The sequence below is a fragment of the Shewanella putrefaciens genome, assembly GCF_016406305.1.
GTDB lineage: Bacteria > Pseudomonadota > Gammaproteobacteria > Enterobacterales > Shewanellaceae > Shewanella > Shewanella putrefaciens_C.
Map to the genome: position 1 here is coordinate 1,156,430 of NZ_CP066369.1, position 19,975 is coordinate 1,176,404.

At 45.3% G+C, this 19,975-nt stretch carries 13 protein-coding genes; 11 read left to right on the forward strand and 2 right to left on the reverse strand.

Features of this window, described 5'->3' with window-relative positions:
* Positions 1 to 64 precede the first annotated feature (64 nt).
* Positions 65 to 1,354 carry an NAD(P)/FAD-dependent oxidoreductase gene (locus JFT56_RS05035; RefSeq protein ID WP_198782609.1) on the forward strand — a complete coding sequence of 430 codons (1,290 nt, stop codon included), beginning with the start codon at positions 65 to 67 and terminating at the stop codon, positions 1,352 to 1,354.
* 69 nt (positions 1,355 to 1,423) lie between these two features.
* Here JFT56_RS05035 and JFT56_RS05040 read toward each other — a convergent pair whose 3' ends face one another.
* Positions 1,424 to 2,440, reverse strand: a complete 1,017-nt coding sequence (locus JFT56_RS05040) for a LacI family DNA-binding transcriptional regulator (protein ID WP_198782610.1) — start codon at positions 2,438 to 2,440, stop codon at positions 1,424 to 1,426.
* Between the two features lie 428 nt (positions 2,441 to 2,868).
* On the opposite strand from JFT56_RS05040, the gene JFT56_RS05045 reads away from it, so the two are divergent.
* The 3 genes from JFT56_RS05045 to JFT56_RS05055 all read left to right on the forward strand — a co-directional run bounded on the left by JFT56_RS05045 (position 2,869) and on the right by JFT56_RS05055 (position 7,882).
* On the forward strand, positions 2,869 to 5,496 hold the full coding sequence (locus JFT56_RS05045; protein WP_198782611.1) for a TonB-dependent receptor: 2,628 nt from the start codon (positions 2,869 to 2,871) through the stop codon (positions 5,494 to 5,496).
* A gap of 145 nt (positions 5,497 to 5,641) precedes the next feature.
* Positions 5,642 to 7,165 carry a tryptophan halogenase family protein gene (locus JFT56_RS05050; RefSeq protein ID WP_198782612.1) on the forward strand — a complete coding sequence of 508 codons (1,524 nt, stop codon included), beginning with the start codon at positions 5,642 to 5,644 and terminating at the stop codon, positions 7,163 to 7,165.
* Positions 7,166 to 7,201: 36 nt separating this feature from the next.
* Complete coding sequence (locus JFT56_RS05055) at positions 7,202 to 7,882, forward strand: SapC family protein (protein WP_233095569.1); 681 nt, start codon at positions 7,202 to 7,204, stop codon at positions 7,880 to 7,882.
* An 84-nt stretch (positions 7,883 to 7,966) separates the two neighbouring features.
* On the opposite strand, the gene JFT56_RS05060 is transcribed toward JFT56_RS05055, so the two are convergent.
* Positions 7,967 to 8,878: a sulfite exporter TauE/SafE family protein gene (locus JFT56_RS05060; protein WP_198782613.1), complete on the reverse strand. Its 912-nt coding sequence runs from the start codon at positions 8,876 to 8,878 to the stop codon at positions 7,967 to 7,969.
* Positions 8,879 to 9,374: 496 nt separating this feature from the next.
* On the opposite strand from JFT56_RS05060, the gene JFT56_RS05065 reads away from it, so the two are divergent.
* The 7 genes from JFT56_RS05065 (at position 9,375) to nagX (ending at position 19,662) form a co-directional block, all read left to right on the forward strand.
* On the forward strand, positions 9,375 to 10,460 hold the full coding sequence (locus JFT56_RS05065; RefSeq protein ID WP_198782614.1) for a substrate-binding periplasmic protein: 1,086 nt from the start codon (positions 9,375 to 9,377) through the stop codon (positions 10,458 to 10,460).
* Positions 10,460 to 11,947, forward strand: coding sequence for a methyl-accepting chemotaxis protein (locus JFT56_RS05070; protein ID WP_198782615.1), 1,488 nt, complete (start codon positions 10,460 to 10,462; stop codon positions 11,945 to 11,947). The genes JFT56_RS05065 and JFT56_RS05070 overlap by 1 nt, the downstream gene beginning before the upstream one ends.
* A gap of 28 nt (positions 11,948 to 11,975) precedes the next feature.
* Complete coding sequence (locus JFT56_RS05075) at positions 11,976 to 14,666, forward strand: family 20 glycosylhydrolase (RefSeq protein ID WP_198782616.1); 2,691 nt, start codon at positions 11,976 to 11,978, stop codon at positions 14,664 to 14,666.
* 223 nt (positions 14,667 to 14,889) lie between these two features.
* Entirely contained in the window at positions 14,890 to 15,783 is an 894-nt protein-coding gene (nagK, locus tag JFT56_RS05080; RefSeq protein WP_198782617.1) for an N-acetylglucosamine kinase, read from the forward strand.
* Between the two features lie 58 nt (positions 15,784 to 15,841).
* Positions 15,842 to 16,840 carry a glucosamine-6-phosphate deaminase NagB-II gene (gene nagB-II / locus JFT56_RS05085; protein WP_106649760.1) on the forward strand — a complete coding sequence of 333 codons (999 nt, stop codon included), beginning with the start codon at positions 15,842 to 15,844 and terminating at the stop codon, positions 16,838 to 16,840.
* 64 nt (positions 16,841 to 16,904) lie between these two features.
* Complete coding sequence (gene nagA / locus JFT56_RS05090) at positions 16,905 to 18,053, forward strand: N-acetylglucosamine-6-phosphate deacetylase (RefSeq protein ID WP_198782618.1); 1,149 nt, start codon at positions 16,905 to 16,907, stop codon at positions 18,051 to 18,053.
* Between the two features lie 454 nt (positions 18,054 to 18,507).
* A complete protein-coding gene (nagX, locus tag JFT56_RS05095; RefSeq protein WP_198782619.1) occupies positions 18,508 to 19,662 on the forward strand; it encodes a transmembrane glucosamine N-acetyltransferase NagX in 1,155 nt (384 codons plus the stop codon).
* Positions 19,663 to 19,975 lie beyond the last annotated feature (313 nt).

Below are 19,975 nucleotides of genomic sequence, written 5' to 3' on the forward strand. Positions count from 1 at the left end.
AGTTATCTCTTATCTGTAACATGGTATAACTTAGCCTCTTAAATGGGTTATCGAGGTTGTTATTTTGGCTACAAAAAGAATAGTGATTGTGGGTGGTGGCGCCGCCGGGTTAGCGCTTGCCTCTAAGTTGGGCCGAAAATGGGGCGGTAGTGATGTCGTCGATGTGTGCTTAATTGACAAAAGTCCTATTCATATATGGAAGCCTAAATTACATGAAGTCGCTGTTGGTGTGATAGATCAATCTATTGAGGGATTACTCTATCGTGATCATGGACTTAAAAATGGCTATCGATATATTCGAGGTGAAATAGAACAATGCGAACCCGATGCTAAGATTATTCAATTAGCTGCAGTCTATAGTGATGAAGGCGAGATGCTGTTAGCACCACGGCAAATAGAGTATGACTATTTAGTGCTTGCATTGGGTGGTGTCTCGAATAGTTTCAACACCTTAGGGGCAGAAGAGCATTGTATATTTCTCGATAGCTTAGAAAATGCGAATCTGTTCCATCATAAATTGCTTGATGCTTTGCTGCAGTTAAATGAAACACAGGAAAGAGTCAGTATCGGTATTGTGGGTGCTGGGGCTACAGGGGTTGAATTAGCCGCCGAGCTTCATCATGTGATTGAATCAGTTAAAGAATACGGTTATCTCAACATTTCGAAGCATCATCTCGATGTACATTTGATTGAAGCTTCCCCCAAAATACTTCCGCAGTTACCTGAACGAGTGAGTGCTAGAGCTCAAGCAGTGCTCGATAAAATTGGTATACGTTTACATATTGGTGTGCAAGTAAAGGAAGTGACACGTGATGGTTTTATCACCCAAGATGGCGATGTGATTGAGGCCGGATTAAAAGTATGGGCTGCTGGGGTTAAAGGACCTAAAGCTTTTCAAAATTTCACAAAGCTCCCCATCACAGCGCGCAACCAAGTTGAAGTTGACGCTTGTATGCGGGTAAAGGGGCATCAGGACATATATGCCCTCGGTGACTGCGCTTTATTAATCCTTGAATCGGGCCAAGCGGTTCCCCCAAGAGCGCAAGCTGCGGCACAGATGGCGGATACGTTATTTAATAATATTGTTAATCGGTTACAGGGAAAATCAGAAAAGGCCTTTGAATACAAAGATTATGGTTCGCTGGTGTCATTGAGCCGCTTTTCTGCTGTGGGAAATTTGATGGGGAACTTACGCTCTGGCACTTTCTTTGTTGAAGGCCATATTGCTCGAGTTATGTATATCTCTTTATATCAAAGGCACTTAGCGAGTCTTTATGGTTGGTTTTCAGCGATCGTTTATCGCATTGCACAAAAACTATTAAAGTGGCAAAGGCCTAAACTTAAATTGCATTAAAATGAGTGGCTTATTAAATAAAAACAGAGAGCATTTGCTCTCTGTTTTCGTTTAGAACATTGGATAATGTTAGCGTTTTGGTGCTGCGGATGAATCGCGGATCACAGGCTCTGGTGTAAAGGTTTTCGCATATTTTGCATCTTGCTCTCGGCGCTTTGCGATAAGTAGCTCAGTTGCAACCTGGGCAATTTCAGAGTTGGGTTGATGCACTGTGGTGAGTTTAGGCCAAGTTTGACGGGAGAAGGGGCTGTCTTCGAAGCCGACAATCGAAAGATCCGAGGGGATATCTAACCCCGCTAAACGGGCCGCAAAAAGCGCTCCGGCGGCGATTTCATCGTTACATGCGACTATCGCCGTAGGGCGATGTTTAAGCTTGATAAGGCTGTTAGCGCCTTCAACACCTGACTCAAATGAATACTTCCCTTCAATTATGTAATCTTCATTCAGAGCTAAATGGTTTTTTGTTAATGCTTGTTTATAACCGAGTAATCGTTCTTTGGTTGATTCGTGATGCAAATCACCACTTAAGAATGCGATATCTTTATGGCCTAAATCGATTAAATGCTGGGTGATTTCGATAGCACCGGATTTATCGTTAACAAGAATGGTGAGCCCATCCTGATCTTTTACGTTTTCGCCCGCGATGATACGAACGTAATTAGCATCAATCTCACTTAGCGCTTTAAGTACGGTTGGGTCTTCAGAAAGGGGAGGCGTTAGCACTAAACCTGCAAGTCTTGAGTACTTTACGAGGGCTGTTAGTTCTTCACATATCGATGCGGATTTTGCATTGCAGGGATGAATAACCAGCTCATATCCTTTGTCTTTACAGGCCGATAAAATTCCATTTTGCATATCAATGATGTAATAGGCATTGGGATTATCATAAATAAAACCAATGGCATAGGATTTTGTCCCCGCGAGATTTCTCGCCGCCAGATTAGGTTGATAATTTAGTGCTTTGATAGCCTCATTAACTTTATCAACCGTGGCCTGCTTCACCGATGGTTCGTTATTCGTGACACGGGATACTGTCTTAATTGACACTCCAGCATATTTAGCTACGTCGTTGATGGTGACTTTCATTGATGTAAAAACTCTTTATCTAAGGTCGCGAAGGGCTAGCTGTTCCATGAACGTAAATGCTTTAACAGCAATTTACAAGCCTACATTTTTGTAGCCATTTTTATATTTGTGGGACTTATAGTGCGAGCATTTAAGGTGCTTAGCAATGGCAGATTGTTACAAATTGGCATTATTTTCATTCTGTTGCGAGAGCGTTGATGGTTGTAATTTTACATCTATTTTTATAACTGCATGTTTTATAACTAGAATTTAAATTCACATTGTTTAATAATTGCGCTTTATGACATTTTTTTTCGTCTAGCGTTATTTTGTTGTGGCAAGGCTGTTAATTATTGTGTAATGTTTGCGCTAGACATGACAGCGTTGTCATTCCGTGGGGAATGGTTATGAATACTAAAACGATAATAAAGTTATGGAAGGGAAACGAGATGCGACCATCAACCTTTAAGAAAAGTGTACTAGCTACAAATATTGCTATCCTACTCGGTAGCGCTGTCTCTATCGGCGCTGTTGCGGCGGAAGATGCAGCAGCAACCACAGCTGCGCCAGAAAATATTGAAAAAATTGAAGTCCGTGGTATGCGTGCTTCTATGAAAGCTTCGGTTAACGATAAACGTTTCTCTGATGCTGTCGTTGATGCTGTTACCGCTGAAGATATTGGTAAATTTCCTGATGGTGATGTCGGTGAGTCTTTAGGCCGTATTCCTGGCGTTGCTGTGAACCGCCAATTTGGCCAAGGGCAGCAAGTGTCAATCCGTGGCGCTTCCAGCCAATTAACCAGTACATTGTTAAATGGTCATGCCGTTGCTTCAACAGGTTGGTTCGATCAACAAGCCATTGACCGTAGCTTCAACTACAGCTTACTGCCACCAGAAATGGTCGGTGGTATTCAAGTTTATAAATCATCTCAAGCCGATATCGCTGAAGGCGGGATCGGTGGAACAGTCGTTGTTGAAACTCGCAAGCCATTAGATTTAGATGCAAACTCAGTCTTCTTGAGTGCAAAAGGCGATTACGGCAGTATTTCCGAAGAAATTGATCCACAAACGTCTGGCCTTTACAGCTGGAAAACGGAAGATGAAAAATTTGGCTTCTTAGTCGCAGGTTCATTGGATAAAACCCAATACCAGCGCAATGGTATCGAAACCTTGCTTGGTTGGGGGGAAATTGTCCCAACAACATTCCAACAGGATCGTGAACGTACGGCCTTAAATGCGGCGCTCCAATACAGACCAACAGAGAATCTTGAGTTTGGTTTGAATCTGATGAGTCTGCAGCTTGATGCAAACAATGCGAACACGTCAATTTTCCTATTCCCAACTCAACAAGGTGAGAATACTTGTCTTAAGAAAAATGCCGCCGGTGTTTGTACTTTAGTTGAGCATACGGATAAAGGTGGTTTTGCTTGGGCACAGACATGGGCGCGTAAAGCAAGTATGTCCTCTGATACTGTTGACTTGGATTTTGCATATCAAGCAGATGCCTATAAATTAGAAGGCCGTATCGGTAAAACTAAAGCCGAAGGTGGTACAGATCTTACATCTAACTACGGTCAATCTATTGGTAAACCAGAAGATTTTGCTGGTACTTATGATGCGACAGGTGATGTGATTGATATTAACATCGCCAATAACTCGTTTGACGCGGGCGATTTTAATGGCCAGTTAGAAACTGCTGGCTGGGCCCTTAAAAAGCAACCCAATACAGATGAAGAGTCATTCGCGACCTTTGATATTACCGTTCCCCTCGAACTTGGCGTTATTACCTCAATTAAATCAGGTATTAGCTATGCCGATCACGATGTAACTCAAACGACAGAAGCTGCTCAATCATCAAACATCGTTGCTAAAGATGCCTCTGAATACTATTCAGGCACTATGTCGTCTGGCGCAGGTTTCACTTTGCCTAAGCCAATTTTTGATAACATGATCAACGATGCCTATGCCGCAATCGATGGCTTTACTCTCGATAAATCTGGCTATGGTACTTTGCAGGAAAAGAACTTCGCTCTGTATGGCATGGCTACATTTGCGACTGAAGGTGTTCGCGGTAACTTCGGTTTAAGATATATTTCTACTGATGTTGAATCTGATTACTATGCATTTAGCCAAACGGGTACTTATGCCGATGAGTTAAGCACTGATAAAGCGAGTTATAACGATGTATTACCTAGCGTAAACATTGCATTCGACTTAGCCAGTGATTTAATTTTAAGAGCCTCGGCAGCACAAGTTATTTCTCGTCCAAACTATGCTGATTTATTCGCCACATCTAAATTGCCTGGTTTTAATGATGGTACGCCAGGTAACGAGAAGAAAGTCACTGGTAGCGTAGACCTACAACCCTTTAAAGCTTCTCAAGCGGATTTAAGCATTGAGTGGTATTTCAGTGGTGAAGGTTTATTTGCTGCGACTTACTTTATTAAAGATGTTAGCTCATTTATCTCTACTCGAGAAAAACTGAATCAACAAATTGGCATTGAAGACCCTAACTTAGTTGCTGCGGGTGGTAGCTCATGTGGTGCTGGTGTCTACGATTGTTGGACAGTGAGTGAAAATTATAATGCTAACGGTGGTTCTATCGATGGTATTGAACTTCAGTTACAGGACGCATTCGATAATGGCTTTGGTTACTCTGCTAACTACACCTTTGCGGATGCTTCTTCTCCAGCTGAAAACTATGCAGACCGTGTAGGTGTATTCTCTGATTCATCTGAACACACTGTGAACTTAGTTGGCTATTACGAGATGGATGATTTCTCTGCCCGTGTAGCTTATAACTGGCGCTCTGAATATATGATGCGTGAATTACCAGGTTTCTACGGTAACCGCGAACATCAAGCCTATGGCACAGTAGATTTAAGTGCTAACTACAATGTAACTGATTACTTATCTGTCACCTTTGAAGTGGTTAACTTACTTGAAGAAGACAGCATACAGAAAGGTGTTGCACCAGTGGATGCTGAAGGCGTTATCAGTGAGTTTAAAGATGACTACCCAGTATGGAGCTTTGAAGGTGAAGCCCGCTATAAACTCGGTGTAGCATTACGTTTCTAAAATGATAATGTAAAAATAAAAGCCTAGCACTCGCTAGGCTTTTTATTAAGATTCAAATTTACCTATTAAAAGTAAAATAAAGACAGAACGAGTAAGAAATATAAATCTAGCTATTCATGTTTCTAGCTAAAAGGCGGGGCGAGTTATGACAATTAGAAAAATCGCCATTATTGGTGGTGGAACTTCTGGCTGGTTAGCGGCTAATCATTTAGGCCGCGTATTGAAAGATAATCCTGAGCTTTCCATCACCCTGATAGAATCGCCGGACATTCCTATCATTGGTGTCGGTGAAGGGACAGTGCCTGCTATTCGAAGATCATTACAGAGTTTTGGAATTAGTGAGTCAGAGTTTATTCGCTCATGCGATGTTACCTTCAAACAATCAATTAAGTTTGTTAATTGGTTAGACAAATCTCGCCACGGTAAGGGGAATTTTTATCACCATCTTTTTGACATGCCAAATTCTTTAGGTGAGGATTTAACGCCAAGTTGGTTAATGGATAAGAGTGAACATTTTGCGGAATATGTGTCGCCGCAGCATGCCGTTTGTGAAGCCAATAAGGCTCCAAAGCTCATTACTACCCCTGAATATTCAGGCGTGCTTGGTTATGCTTATCATCTCAATGCCGCCAAATTTGCAAAGTTATTAGCGAAAAACGCAGTAGAAAAGTTTAAGGTTGAGCATATCTCTACGACTGTCCGCGACGTTAATTTAACTGCAGATGGCGCTATTGCGTCATTGTTGACTGACAATGGTGTTTTGTCCTTTGATTTCTATATAGATTGCAGTGGTTTTGAATCGATTCTTTTAGCAAAAAAATTAGACGTCCCTTTTATTAATAAATCACACCAGCTCTTTATTGATACGGCATTAGTGGCTCAAGTACCGACACTGCAATCGGATATTATTCCCCCATTTACTCTCGCAACAGCACATCAAGCGGGGTGGATTTGGGATATTGCGTTAACCCAAAGACGCGGTACTGGCTTTGTTTATTCTTCCCAGCATATGGAACATGCTGAGGCCGAGGCTAAATTTGACCGTTATTTAGGCGGTAAGCTTGCGGATATCGTTCATCGAAAAATCCCCATGACAGTAGGCTATCGCCAGCAGTTTTGGGCCAAAAATTGTGTGGCTTTGGGTTTAGCGCAAGGTTTTTTAGAGCCTATCGAAGCCACATCAATACTCTTAACTGATTTTTCAGCACGTTTACTGGCCGAACGGTTTCCAACGGATAAAGAGGATATCAGTTATTTAGCTAAACGATTTAATGATACTGTCTCCCAAGCATGGGAAAGGGTTGTTGAATTCGCCAAATTACATTATTGCCTATCGGATAGAGCTGACTCTGCATTTTGGCGCGATAACCGAGCTGATGAGACTATCCCTGATTTATTAAAACAGCGGCTTACACTGTGGAAGCAATTTAGTCCGATCCCAGAGGATTTCCCATCAAAGTTTGAAGTTTTTAATATGGATAATTACTTGTATGTTCTTTATGGCATGAAGTATCCGACTAAGCAGCCCCATACTCACCCTGATTCGCTGAAAAATGCCAAATTGCATCTTAATGAATTGAGAACCATAACACAGCGAATGGTAGGCGGACTTCCCGAGCACAGGGAGCTTCTGGAAAAAATCAGTCTTTACGGGTTGCAACGGATTTAAAATATCAGAGTTAATGTGTTAATAAAGGAAAATAAAATGAAAACACAATTTGTGCCTCTAAATGACGCTATACATAAAAATTTAGCATTAAATCATGTCATTGATTATAGTTATTTTGAAACTGCCCATATGTTACCCCTTCAGGTGCAGGAGTTTATGTCTGCTGCCACTAGCTTTCCGATTATCTTTACAAAGAATGCGCAAACAGGCGAGTTTATCTCAGTGGCTATAACGGCATTAAAACCTAATAGCAATAAACTGCTACAGAACGGACAGTGGCTATCCCGTTACTTACCGATCCAAGTGCAGCTATATCCTTTCGGTATGAGTGATACTTCGCAGGGGAAAATTATTTTAGGCATAGATATTAATAATTCGGCAGTGACCGAAAATGGTTCTAATCGATTATTTAATGATGCTGGTGATAAAACGACTTATCTTTCAAAAAGATTAGAGCTTGCGGCATTACAGGCTGATTACAGAATGATGACTAAATATTTTATTGACTTGTTACTTAAGCATAATCTATTGCAGCCTAAAGCTTTGACTGTCACTGGGCTCGATGGCGCTAAAACGAATATTGATGGGATTTATACTGTCGATGAGCAAAAGTTACAGCAGCTAGATGATGTGATTTTACTCGATTTTGCGAAGCGCGGTTTTTATTCTGTTATTTATGCTCACCTTTGCTCACCTTTGCTCACTGAGTTTAATTGATATAGTAATGGATAAGTAATTTATTAAAACTGATGGTGCTGCTTTGATAGTGGCATCATAGTGTTTATTTTAAGGTTACTTTGTTTAGAGCATGACAATGCCCGTCAAAATTATCCATGTAGAGAAGAAGAGTTTTAATACTTTTACCGGGAGAAGTAAGGCTAACTTTCTTGCCAACATACCGCCGAGAATGGCTCCTGGTCCTGCAAATAGCACTAGTTCATACAGGGCTTGGCTATTAGTTGAAAAAATATGAATAGGGCTCGCCGACCAAACTGTAATCGCAGAAACAATAACGCCGATGGCAACAGCCATTTTGGCGCATATCCCTCGTAACAGCAGATAAATCACGACTAATTCACCGACACCTACTGATAACCAAGCTGTGATAATGCCGCCGAAATAGCCAATAACAGCGAGCCAAAGAAAATCGACTTGCATTATAGCGCGAGTTATTTGCGTGCTACTTTTGCTACTAATAATGATGGCGATACCGAGTACTATCGAGAAAATGCTGAAACTTGTGTGCAGCGAAGAAGGGGAATTGAGTTGCAATAACTGGCTAGTCCATAATCCTAATACCGAAAATATGGCCGTAAATGATGATGTTTTTATCAAGCTCAACCATAGATTATCTAGATGATGCTGCCTTCGATAATGCACTGACCATGAAATCGCGCCTGCAGTCATACCAAAACATTGGATCATAAATGATGTCGCGACACTTTGGGTTTCTGTAAAGCCTAGGCTTGAGAATACTGGAATAAAAATGACCCCACCGCCAGCTCCGGTCGAATTGGCAAAGACAGCCCCAGTGATGCCAAGAAACACAAACCGACCATATTCTTGGATAAGATCAAATAGCGAATGAAAATGGCTCGCCCAAAATAACCAAGTTCCGCCAAGCAGCAATACCAAGCTGAGGTTTCGGTAGTGCCGATTTAAACGCACAGCGGCTCGAGTATTGCTAGGGGCTAATGTGTTAAAGGGATCCATCAATGGTTACTGTGATCTTTGTCATGTTATCGCTATGTTATCAATGAAAGACAGCGTTGTCACATAGGCTTGAATAAATAAAATGAACATTTTAACTATATGAATAATATAGGTTAAGTATATATTTTCATAAAAAACAACAATAATTGTCAAAAAAATGTAGAAATCATGTTCTTTCTTGTGTAATTTAACGATGACAGCGTTGTCATCTGCTTGTGTGATACGTTGTCTGTAAGGTCTACATGTGAGGATGAGGTCTCCTCTTCATGTATTTGGCAGGAGTATTGCTGTCGGGCGGCGATACGTTTGTCTTTGATATTTTGATAGTCTCTCCCCAGAAACTAGCGTTGGCTGGGTACTGTAAAAAGTGCCCAGCCATTTTTTTAGAATGTTTTTACGGTATTACTCAACTGCCTATCTCAGCATTTGAACATTAGCGGCATAGATAAATAAAACTCACTGGTAAAAACCAGATAATAAAAAGAGGCTGCAATTTATGGCGATTCATTTAACGGCTGTGGTGCGTGTTATTGCAACGGGTATGACGAGTGTTATTAGCCATGTTTTTTGCCATATCATCACAGGTGCTTACACGGTCGTCATCACTAAACGAGCTGTTTGCTTATCATCTTTCCTCCTGGCATCAGCCGCTGTTTCGATGGCCTCATCTTTCACTGTGTTTGCAGCCGATACCGCCTTAAGTCATTTCGCCGCTGATTCTGATTCTAACGTTAAGTCTGATTCCATAAAGTCTGACGTTTCTAACGCTGTTAACACTCAGCCATCGACCTCAAAAACAATCGTTACCACAGCGATACAGCAGACATGGCTACTCAACTTACTTGAAGAAGCATTGCGGCGCTCGGATTCGGGCTATCAAGCGCAAGAAATGTCGACGCAGATGAATCAAAAACGCAAGGTCGAAGAAACCCTAGCAGGGACAGTCGATGTGTTTTGGAGCATGACATCAAAAGAGTTGGAAGAGACTGTGTTACCCGTGCGCATTCCCTTGTTTAAAGGGCTGCTCGGTAATCGGTTATTGATTATCCGCAAAGCGGATGAGATGCGATTTGCCAATGTGAAAACCATGGCGGATTTTAGGCAGTTAAAGGCGGGGCAAAATCGTTATTGGCCCGATGCGACTATTCTAGAAGCCAATGGATTACCCGTGGTTACGAGTTATCAGTACAGCAATTTATACCCCATGTTAGAAGGTGGGCGTTTCGATTATCTGGCCCTCGGCGCCCAGGAGATTGGCGACGAACTCGCAAGTCACCCCGATCCCGCACTTAAGGTTGATAGTCATATCCTGTTGCAATATCGCTCGCCAGCGTATTTCTTTGTGTCCCCTAAGCGTCCCGAACTCGCTGCGGCCATTTTAGCCGGACTTGAAAGTATGGTAAGCGACGGTTCCTTCGATGAGATGTTTAACCGTGAGCTGAAAATTGAGCAGCTGTACCGTGAGGCCAAATTTGAGCAAAGGGTCATTATTCGCCTCGATACGCCGGATTTAAGCCCGTTAACGCCAATAGATCGCAAAGAATTATGGTTAGATCTTTTTAGTATGCAAGGTGCAAAATAATGAAAACATTAGCCTTAAAAGTACAGATTGGATTAGCGGCAGCGATTTTTATGATTGTTAGCGTGCTGTTTAGCGCATCTTACTGGTTGGCGAGCGATAAATTAGCCGCCAGTGAAATCGAATTTGAAGAAAATACCGTCGCCAATTTGCAAGTGACTATGGCACAGCCCATTTTTACCTACGACTATGAGCAGATCCGTGCCGTGTTATCTGTGATGCTTAAATCAGCGCAGATTTATCAGATAGTGGTAACGGACCATCGCGGTAAAGTTCTCGCGCAAAATCAACAGACCGAAGCCGTGTCTGACAGTGATTTGCTGAAGCGCGACATTCAGTTTTCAGATCAAGGTAATCCAACGGGGCAGTTGAGCATCGCTTTTTCAACATTGCCGATGAAAGCCCAATTGTCTGATTTGCTATTAGGTTATTTTCTCCAAGCCTTAATGATCTTAGGTGGCAGCTTAGTGGTGATCTTTATTATTTTGAAGCGGCTCGTCATAAGGCCACTGGCCAATATAGTGCAAGCCATGGAGGAAATTGCCAGCGGTGACGGCGATTTATGCCACAGATTACCGGTCGAGAGTCAGGATGAGATTGGTCAACTGGCCAAGGCATTTAATGGTTTTGTTGAGCAAATCCACGGCACGATTTCTAGAGTGCACGAAACCTCAGGGCAATTGCTCGGCGACGCTAAAGCGCTGGGGCAATTGTCACAAACTAATAATGGCAGGGTACAAGCACAGTTAAAGGAAACCGAAGCTGCGGTGACTGCAGTAACTCAGCTAAGCGCCAGTGCTAACGAAGTGGCGATTAATGCCAAACGCACCGCGGATGCGGCGAGTCAGGCCGATAAGGCCGTCGATGACAGCCAGCGGCAGTTCGATTCGGGATTAGACATAACCCGTAAGTTGGCATCTGAATTAGCCCGCTCGGCACTGTCTGTTTCACAGTTACAGCAAGAAACGCAAAAGATTGATGAAGTCGTTGTAGTGATCAACAGTATTGCCGAACAAACCAACTTACTGGCGCTCAATGCTGCGATTGAAGCGGCGAGGGCGGGCGAACAGGGGCGCGGTTTTGCCGTTGTTGCCGATGAAGTGCGCACCTTGGCGAGCCGAACCCAACAAGCCACCGGTGAAATCCAGAAAATGATCCAACAGGTTCAGAGCCGAGTGGCCGAGACGGTCACTGTGATGCAAGCGAGCCAAGCCCTTTCGACTCAGGGCGTAAACCGCTCGGAAGAAATTAAGTTAGTGCTCACTAAAGTGACTGATTTAGTCTCAAATATCAGTAATATGAACATCGAAGTTTCCCATGCGGCACAGGAGCAAACCTGCGTCACCGAAGCGATTTCTCGTACGTTAAATGATCTTGCCAATGTCTCAGGTTCAGCCTCACTCGATAGCGAGCACTTAGCGCATTCGAGTGAGAGGTTGTTTCACCAAGGGGAAAGACTGCGGACATTAGTAACTTCCTTCAGATTGTAGCCATTTCTGGAGCTAGATAAGGATAATCATGAATAAAACATTTGCCGCGACCGCCATATTGGTCGCACTCGGTTTAACTGCCTGTTCAGATGCGCCTGAGTCTCAGGGAGTAAATCAGGCCGCTAACCCTGTGCAAGCCTCGCCTGCCACCGCTTCAGGTGCATTAACTCAAACTCAATTACAGCAATTGGGCGATACCTTGGCCGTCACTTACCGCGTTGTGACTAATATCCCCGATGATAGCTGCAAAAAAGATCTCGCCGAAGGGCGCTGTTTTGTGGCCGAAATTGATTTTGTGCCGGGGATGGATTTTGCTAGTCGTGATTGGGCGATTTACTTCAGCCAAATGCGCCCGGTGCAATCGGTTCAGAGCGATGAATTTACAATCTCCCACGTAAAGGGCGACTTATACCGCATCGTGCCGACAGCAGCTTTTACCGGTTTTAGTAAAGGTGTGAAAAAGACCCTGCAATTCCGTGGTGAGTTATGGCAATTGTCAGAAACCGATGCCATGCCTAATTACTACTTAGTTGCCGAGCCGTTAGCGCCAGTGTTGATCGCCAGCACTCAGGTGGGGCAAGACCCTGAAACCAAACTAGAAGTGCGTCCCTATGTCGAAGGCTACACAGATAGGGTGAAACAATATCGCCGCACTGAGATGGATAAATTACAACTTGCTGATGCAGCAACGTTATTTGTTAATAATCAAGCTGTGAGTGAAGATGCCGCACTGGCGACTAACGCTATTATTCCTACGCCGCAAAAAGTCCTAGTACACAGCGCCGATAAAGGAGTGTCGTTAGCTGCGGGTATTAAAGTCGATTATCAACAGCTAGATCCAACACTGCTGATGCCAAGCCAGGTTGCGGCTGCATTGGCGCGTTTAGACCGCCTTGGTGTGGCTGAAAACGACCAAGGTTTAACTGTTAAATTGCAGCATAGTGCGGGCAATGAGGGCAGTTATCGGCTCGATATCAAAGTGGATGAAATCAATATCACCGCTGCCGATGCCGCGGGGTTCTCCTATGCACTCGCGTCACTTGCGAGCCTAGTCGATGTGAAGGACTTGCGAGTCAATGCGATGACCATCGAAGATAGCCCGCGGTATCCGTTCCGAGGCATGCACATCGATGTCGCGCGTAATTTCCACAGTAAAGCCTTTGTCCTCGATCTGCTCGATCAAATGGCGGCCTATAAACTCAATAAGTTGCACTTGCACATGGCCGATGATGAAGGCTGGCGCCTCGAAATCGACGGCTTGCCAGAGCTGACCGACATCGGCAGCAAACGTTGCCATGATCTTGCTGAAAATACCTGCCTGTTACCGCAACTGGGCAGCGGCCCATTTGCGGAGTCGAGCGTTAATGGTTTCTATACTAAACAAGACTATATCGACATAGTGAAATATGCCGATGCCCGCCAAATTCAAGTTATCCCATCGATGGACATGCCGGGCCACAGCCGCGCGGCGATTAAATCGATGGAGGCGCGCTATCGTAAGTTAATCGCCGAAGGTAAAACCGCTGAGGCTAAGACCTATCTGCTTTCGGATGCCGATGATAAAACCCTTTATTCCTCGGTGCAGTATTACGATGACAATACGCTTAACGTCTGCATGGAATCGACCTATCAGTTTGTGGATAAAGTGATTGATGAGATTGCGAAATTACACCAAACCGCTGGCCAGCCATTAACTCGTTATCACATTGGCGCGGATGAAACCGCAGGGGCGTGGAAGCAATCGCCCCAGTGTTTAGCCTTTGTGGAACAGAACGATAAGGGCGTGAAATCAATCGACGAATTAGGTGCTTATTTTATTGAGCGCATCTCAAATCAGTTGGCAAGTAAGGGCATAGAAGCAGCGGGTTGGAGCGATGGTATGAGCCATGTTCGCCCTGAGAATATGCCGGCTAAAGTGCAGTCCAATATTTGGGATGTGATTGCCCACAAAGGTCATTCGCGTGCCAATCAACAGGTGAATTTGGGGTGGGAAGTTGTGCTTTCTAATCCTGAGGTGTTGTACTTTGACTTCCCCTATGAGGCCGATCCTAAGGAGCATGGATATTACTGGGCGAGCCGCGCGACCAATAGCCATAAAGTCTTTAGCTTTATGCCTGATAATTTAGCCGCTAACGCCGAGCAATGGACCGATATTCAACATCAGCCATTCGAAGCGGATGACAGGCTAAAACTCGATGAGGCGGGTAACAAAGTCTCGGGTCCAAGGGAAGAAGGCAAAGTCTTTAGTGGCCTTCAAGGGCAGCTCTGGAGTGAGACAATTCGCAGTGACGATACTGCTGAGTACATGATATTTCCACGTTTGTTGATGCTGGCTGAGCGTGCTTGGCATCAAGCCGCGTGGGAAGTGCCTTATCAGTATCAAGGCGCTGTGTATAACCAAAGCTCGGGGGCTTTTACCTTAGCCATGCGTGATGCACAGGCAAAAGATTGGCAACAACTTGCGAATACCTTAGGCCACAAAGAGTTTATCAAGCTAGATAAAGCGGGTATTGATTATCGCGTACCGACGGTCGGCGCCGAGATCCGTGAGGGTAAACTGTTTGCCAATAGCGCCTATCCAGGGCTCAAACTCGAATACCGAAACCTCAATGGCCCATGGCAAGCCTATCAAGCGGGGCAGGCGGTCACTGCACCTATTGAGATCCGCGCTATTGCCGCCGATGGTATTCGCAGGGGCAGAAGTTTAATCGTTAACTAAATCGGTTTTTATATCTGGCTGTATTTAATGAAAAAAATGCAGCCTTTTTCTTTTTCGATTCCAACGATTTCCTCAATTTTAATTTTGATTAGAAATTGCTTAAAAAAGTAAATGACAACGCTGTCATTTTTACTGTAACATTGAGTTAACTAAAGTTGAGTGCCGTCTTAACGGTTACACATCAGCAACGGTAGCACTGCATTGAGAGATGAAGAGGGGTGTCATGGAATTAGTCCAGACAAAAGATCAACAGCTGTTTATTGGTATCGATGGCGGCGGCAGTAAGTGCCGAGCCACCATCTACTGCGCAGACGGTACCGTTTTAGGGACAGGTGTTGCTGGACGTGCTAATCCGCTGCATGGTCTTGCACAAACATTTGAATCTATTCAAGCATCGACTCGCCTGGCGTTGCTGGATGCGGGCATGAATGAGAGCGATAGTCACTTGCTGGTGGCGGGTCTCGGTCTTGCTGGTGTGAATGTGCCTAGGTTATATCAAGACGTTATCAACTGGCAGCATTCTTTTGCGGCCATGTATGTCACTACAGATCTGCATACCGCTTGTATTGGTGCCCACCGCGGCGCCGATGGCGCAGTGATTATCACTGGCACTGGCTCCTGCGGTTATGCCCATGTGGGCGATGCCAGTTTAAGTATTGGTGGCCATGGTTTTGCATTAGGTGATAAGGGCAGTGGTGCTTGGCTGGGCTTGAAAGCCGCAGAGCATGTGCTGTTAGCGCTCGATGGTTTTGCCGCACCGACCCGATTAACCGATATGCTGCTGAATTATTTTAACGTCACAGATGCACTCGGGATTGTCGAAAACCTAGCGGGTAAATCATCAAGTTGCTACGCCGCATTAGCCAGAAGTGTGCTCGATTGCGCTAATCAAGGTGATGCCGTCGCTGTGGCCATTGTACAGGAAGGTGCGGATTATATAAGCGAAATGGCACGTAAGTTATTTCGGCTAAATCCGGTGCGTTTTTCGATGATTGGCGGCCTTGCTGAGCCTTTACAAGCTTGGCTCGGTGCCGATGTGGTCGACAAAATTTCAGAAACCTTAGCACCTCCCGAACTCGGTGCTATGTATTTCGCTCAGCAAGAATTTAATAAATAAGTCGTTTTCAGTGTATAGCCACTGAAGTTGAACCCCATCGAATGTGAAGGTAAAAGACATGACAAACACGATTATGGAGCAAGAAGCTCGCACCGCACCACAAAAAATCGCAGGTCAATTAGAAGCTAACGCTGAGATCATGCAGCAGTTGGGTGAAAAACTGCGCGCCTTCGATCCCCGTTTCGTGATGATCGTCGGCCGTGGTTCATCGGATCATGCGGGTGTGTTCGCTAAATACTTATTTGAAATCGAAGCGGGTGTTCCGACCTTCGCCGCCGCCCCTTCGGTGGCGAGTGTGTATGGTAAGACCTTGAAATTAGAAGGCGGTTTGGTGATTGTGATTTCCCAATCCGGCCGTAGCCCTGATATTTTAGCCCAGGCACGTATGGCCAAAAATGCCGGCGCTTTCTGTGTTGCCTTAGTCAATGATGAAACTGCACCGATTAAAGATATCGTCGATGTGGTTGTGCCTTTACGTGCTGGTGAAGAAAAAGCGGTTGCCGCGACTAAGAGTTACCTCGCGACCTTGTCAGCGATTTTACAACTCGCCGCCGCTTGGACTCAAAGCGAATCCCTCGCTAGCGCCGTCGCTTCTTTACCCCAAGCGCTGCAAACTGCGGTGGACGCTGAGCCGCAACTCACGCCAGAATCCGTTGCCGACGTGAAAAACTTAGTGGTACTTGGCCGTGGCTTAGGTTATGCGGTATCCAAGGAAATCGCGCTTAAGTTAAAAGAAGTGTGTTCAATCCATGCCGAAGCCTTCAGCAGCGCTGAGTTCCTCCACGGCCCTGTCACTTTAGTTGAGAAAAAACTCACTATCGTCGATGTGTGTATAGGTGATGAGTCCTACGCTAGCCATATCGAACAGATTGAAAACGTGAGCCAACGCGGCGCCGATTTAGTGCATCTGAATCAAACCTCGACCGACATTCACCCACGTGTGGCGCCGTTAGCCTTATTACAACGTTTCTATATCGACGTGGCTGCGGTTGCGATTGCCCGCGGTATTGACCCTGACCAACCGGCTGGCCTTAAAAAAGTGACCCAAACGCTTTAAGCTGACTAACGGTAAGCGGTTTAAGCCTTAAGTCACTCGTATTATTTATTGAAAGAGGTTTGCGATGAAAATCACCCTGATCGCCGAGCGTATTTTTGATGGTGAATATTTCCATCAAGATGTGCCTGTGACTGTTGAAGACGGGCACATTCTGGCGTTTGATACTGTCTCAGACGCGAAGGAAATCCGCCAAGCCGGAACGCTGGTGCCGGGCTTTATCGATGTGCAAGTGAACGGCGGCGGCGGGGCGTTATTCAATACCGATCCGAGTGTGAATTGCATTGAGACTATCGGCCGTGCCCATGCGCGTTTTGGCACCACGGGATTTTTACCCACGCTTATCACCGATAATGTTAGCGTGATGGCGAGTGCCGCCGATGCCGTGGCCGAGGCTTTAGTCAAAGGTAGCGCAGGCGTTTTAGGAGTGCATTTTGAAGGGCCGCATTTATCTGTGCCTAAAAAAGGTGTGCATCCGCAGGGATTTATTCGCGAAATCACAGAGGCCGAACTCGCGGTATTTTGTCGCCAAGACTTAGGAATTAGAGTCGTTACGCTTGCGCCTGAGAATGTGTCGCCGGAGGTGATCCGCACGCTTGTCGCCTCGGGCGTTAAGGTGTGTTTGGGCCATTCTAATGCCTCCTACGATATTGTGGTTGCGGCATTAGCGGCGGGCGCAACGGGCTTTACCCATCTTTATAATGCAATGTCACCACTCGGTTCCCGTGAGCCGGGCATGGTTGGCGCGGCGATTGAGAGTGAAACCGCGTGGTGTGGGTTGATTGTCGATGGCCACCATGTGCATCCCGCGGCGGCAAAGGTCGCACTGCGGGCAAAGCCGAGGGGCAAAATGATGTTAGTCACAGATGCTATGCCGCCTGTCGGTATGGACGATGAGACCAGCTTCGAACTCTTTGGTACGCACGTGCTGCGAGTTGGTGACAGATTAAATGCCGTGACCGGTGAGCTGGCGGGCTGTGTGCTCGATATGGCGACTGCGGTCAATAATACCGTCAACTTGTTGGGTTTGCCTTTGGCGGAAGCCTTGAGAATGGCGGCGCTTTATCCCGCGCAGTTCCTCGGGATTGACCATAAAGCTGGCCGTTTAGCACTGGGGAATCGGGCTGACTTTGTCTTGCTAGATGGGCAGAACAAAGTGCAGGCAAACTACATTGCGGGGCAGGCCGTCTATTCAGGACCTGTTTATGCGAGCTAGGCAATCAGGGGTCGCCCTTAAATTGTGTCTGCAGCAAAGGTAATGTTTAACCTATACCCAAACTACCTGAAAATGCAGGATTCAGCGGGAATGTAACGCACTTTAGGCAAGGCGGTTATTTGCAGACCTAGTGGACTAAGTTAAAAATAACCAACACGGCATAAAGTGCGTTACAACCAGCCGGGACGGAGCGCCTAGGGCACTCCACTTCCGTGTTGCATCAATTCAAAAGGTGGCCGACATTCTGTCATTGATGCGCCTTGAATTGAAGCACCCTAGGCGCTCTGAAACTCGTATCTTCAGGTAGCTTGGGTATAGCCCTTGTCGTATTTTGATGACAGGGGCTAAGTTTTTTTATTGTACAGCACTCATTTTATTCAGTATTAGTTTTGTACCGTATTCGTTTTGTTCAACTTTTATAAAAGCTTTTAATAACAATAATAAAGGATGATGTATGGACACAACACAGACAAACGCGACTTTGCCAGTAAAGGCGAATAAACCTAGGTTGATGTCTCTAGATGCACTGCGCGGCTTCGATATGTTTTGGATTTTGGGCGGTGAGGCCCTATTTGGTGGTTTGCTTATTTTAACGGGCTGGGCTGGCTGGCAATGGGGCGATGAACAGATGCACCATAGCCAATGGCATGGTTTTCACTTCTACGATTTAATCTTCCCGCTGTTTATTTTCCTCTCCGGAGTGGCCTTGGGGTTATCTCCCAAACGTTTAGATAAATTACCTATGAGTGAGCGATTACCTGTGTATCGTCACGGCATTAAACGACTCTTTTTATTGCTGTTACTGGGCATTTTATACAATCACGGTTGGGGAACGGGCGCGCCTGCCGATCCTGAAAAAATTCGCTATGCCAGTGTGTTAGGCCGAATCGCCTTTGCATGGTTTTTTGCTGCACTACTGGTGTGGCATACCAGTCTACGAACGCAAGTTATTGTCGCCTTGGGCATTTTACTCGGTTATGGCGCAATGCAACTTTGGTTGCCTTTCCCCGGTGGACAGGCGGGCGTGCTCTCGCCAACGCAATCCATCAATGCCTATGTCGATTCTATTTTACTACCCGGCATAAGTTATCAGGGACGCACGCCCGATCCTGAAGGTTTATTGTCGACCATCCCCGCCATCGTTAATGCGTTAGCGGGGGTGTTTGTCGGTCACTTTATTGTTAAATCCCATCCTAAAGGTGAGTGGGCAAAAGTGGGATTACTCGCCGCTGCGGGGGGCGTCTGTTTAGCCTTTGGCTGGTTGTTAGATCTTGTTATTCCGGTCAATAAAGAGCTGTGGACCAGTTCATTTGTGCTGGTGACGTCGGGCTGGAGCATGATCCTGCTGGCGCTATTCTATGCCTTAGTCGATGTGCTTAAGTGGCAAAAAGCCGCCTTTTTCTTTGTGGTGATAGGCACCAACGCCATCATTATTTACTTAGCCTCGAGCTTAGTGGATTGGAAATATATCGCCCAAAGCGTGTTTGGCGGTCTAGTCGGTGCCTTGCCTGAAAACGCTCAAGCGTTAGCTGCGGTTGTCAGCTTACTTACGGTGCAGTGGCTGGTGTTATATTGGATGTACCGTCGCAATATTTTTGTCAGGATTTAGTCAGTTAGGTCCGTTTATTCATATAAGCCGTAGGCATCTTGTGTCTGCGGCTTATTGCTATTTGGATATGACTTACTCGCTAGCGGTTTGACTGCGATGTTAATGTCAGAGTTATTAATAGTTGAGTAGTAAATCATAAATGACAGCGTTGTCTTTTTGTGTTATTTGTTTTAACATCAGTGAAACAATGGCGCGTTTGGATGATAACATTAGCCATTGCACACGAGTCGCGCTACGGGTATGTGGAACGCTGAGCTGTTTTTCGTCCCCTCATCACCTTAATAATTAATTACTATAAGAAGCAGGTTTATGG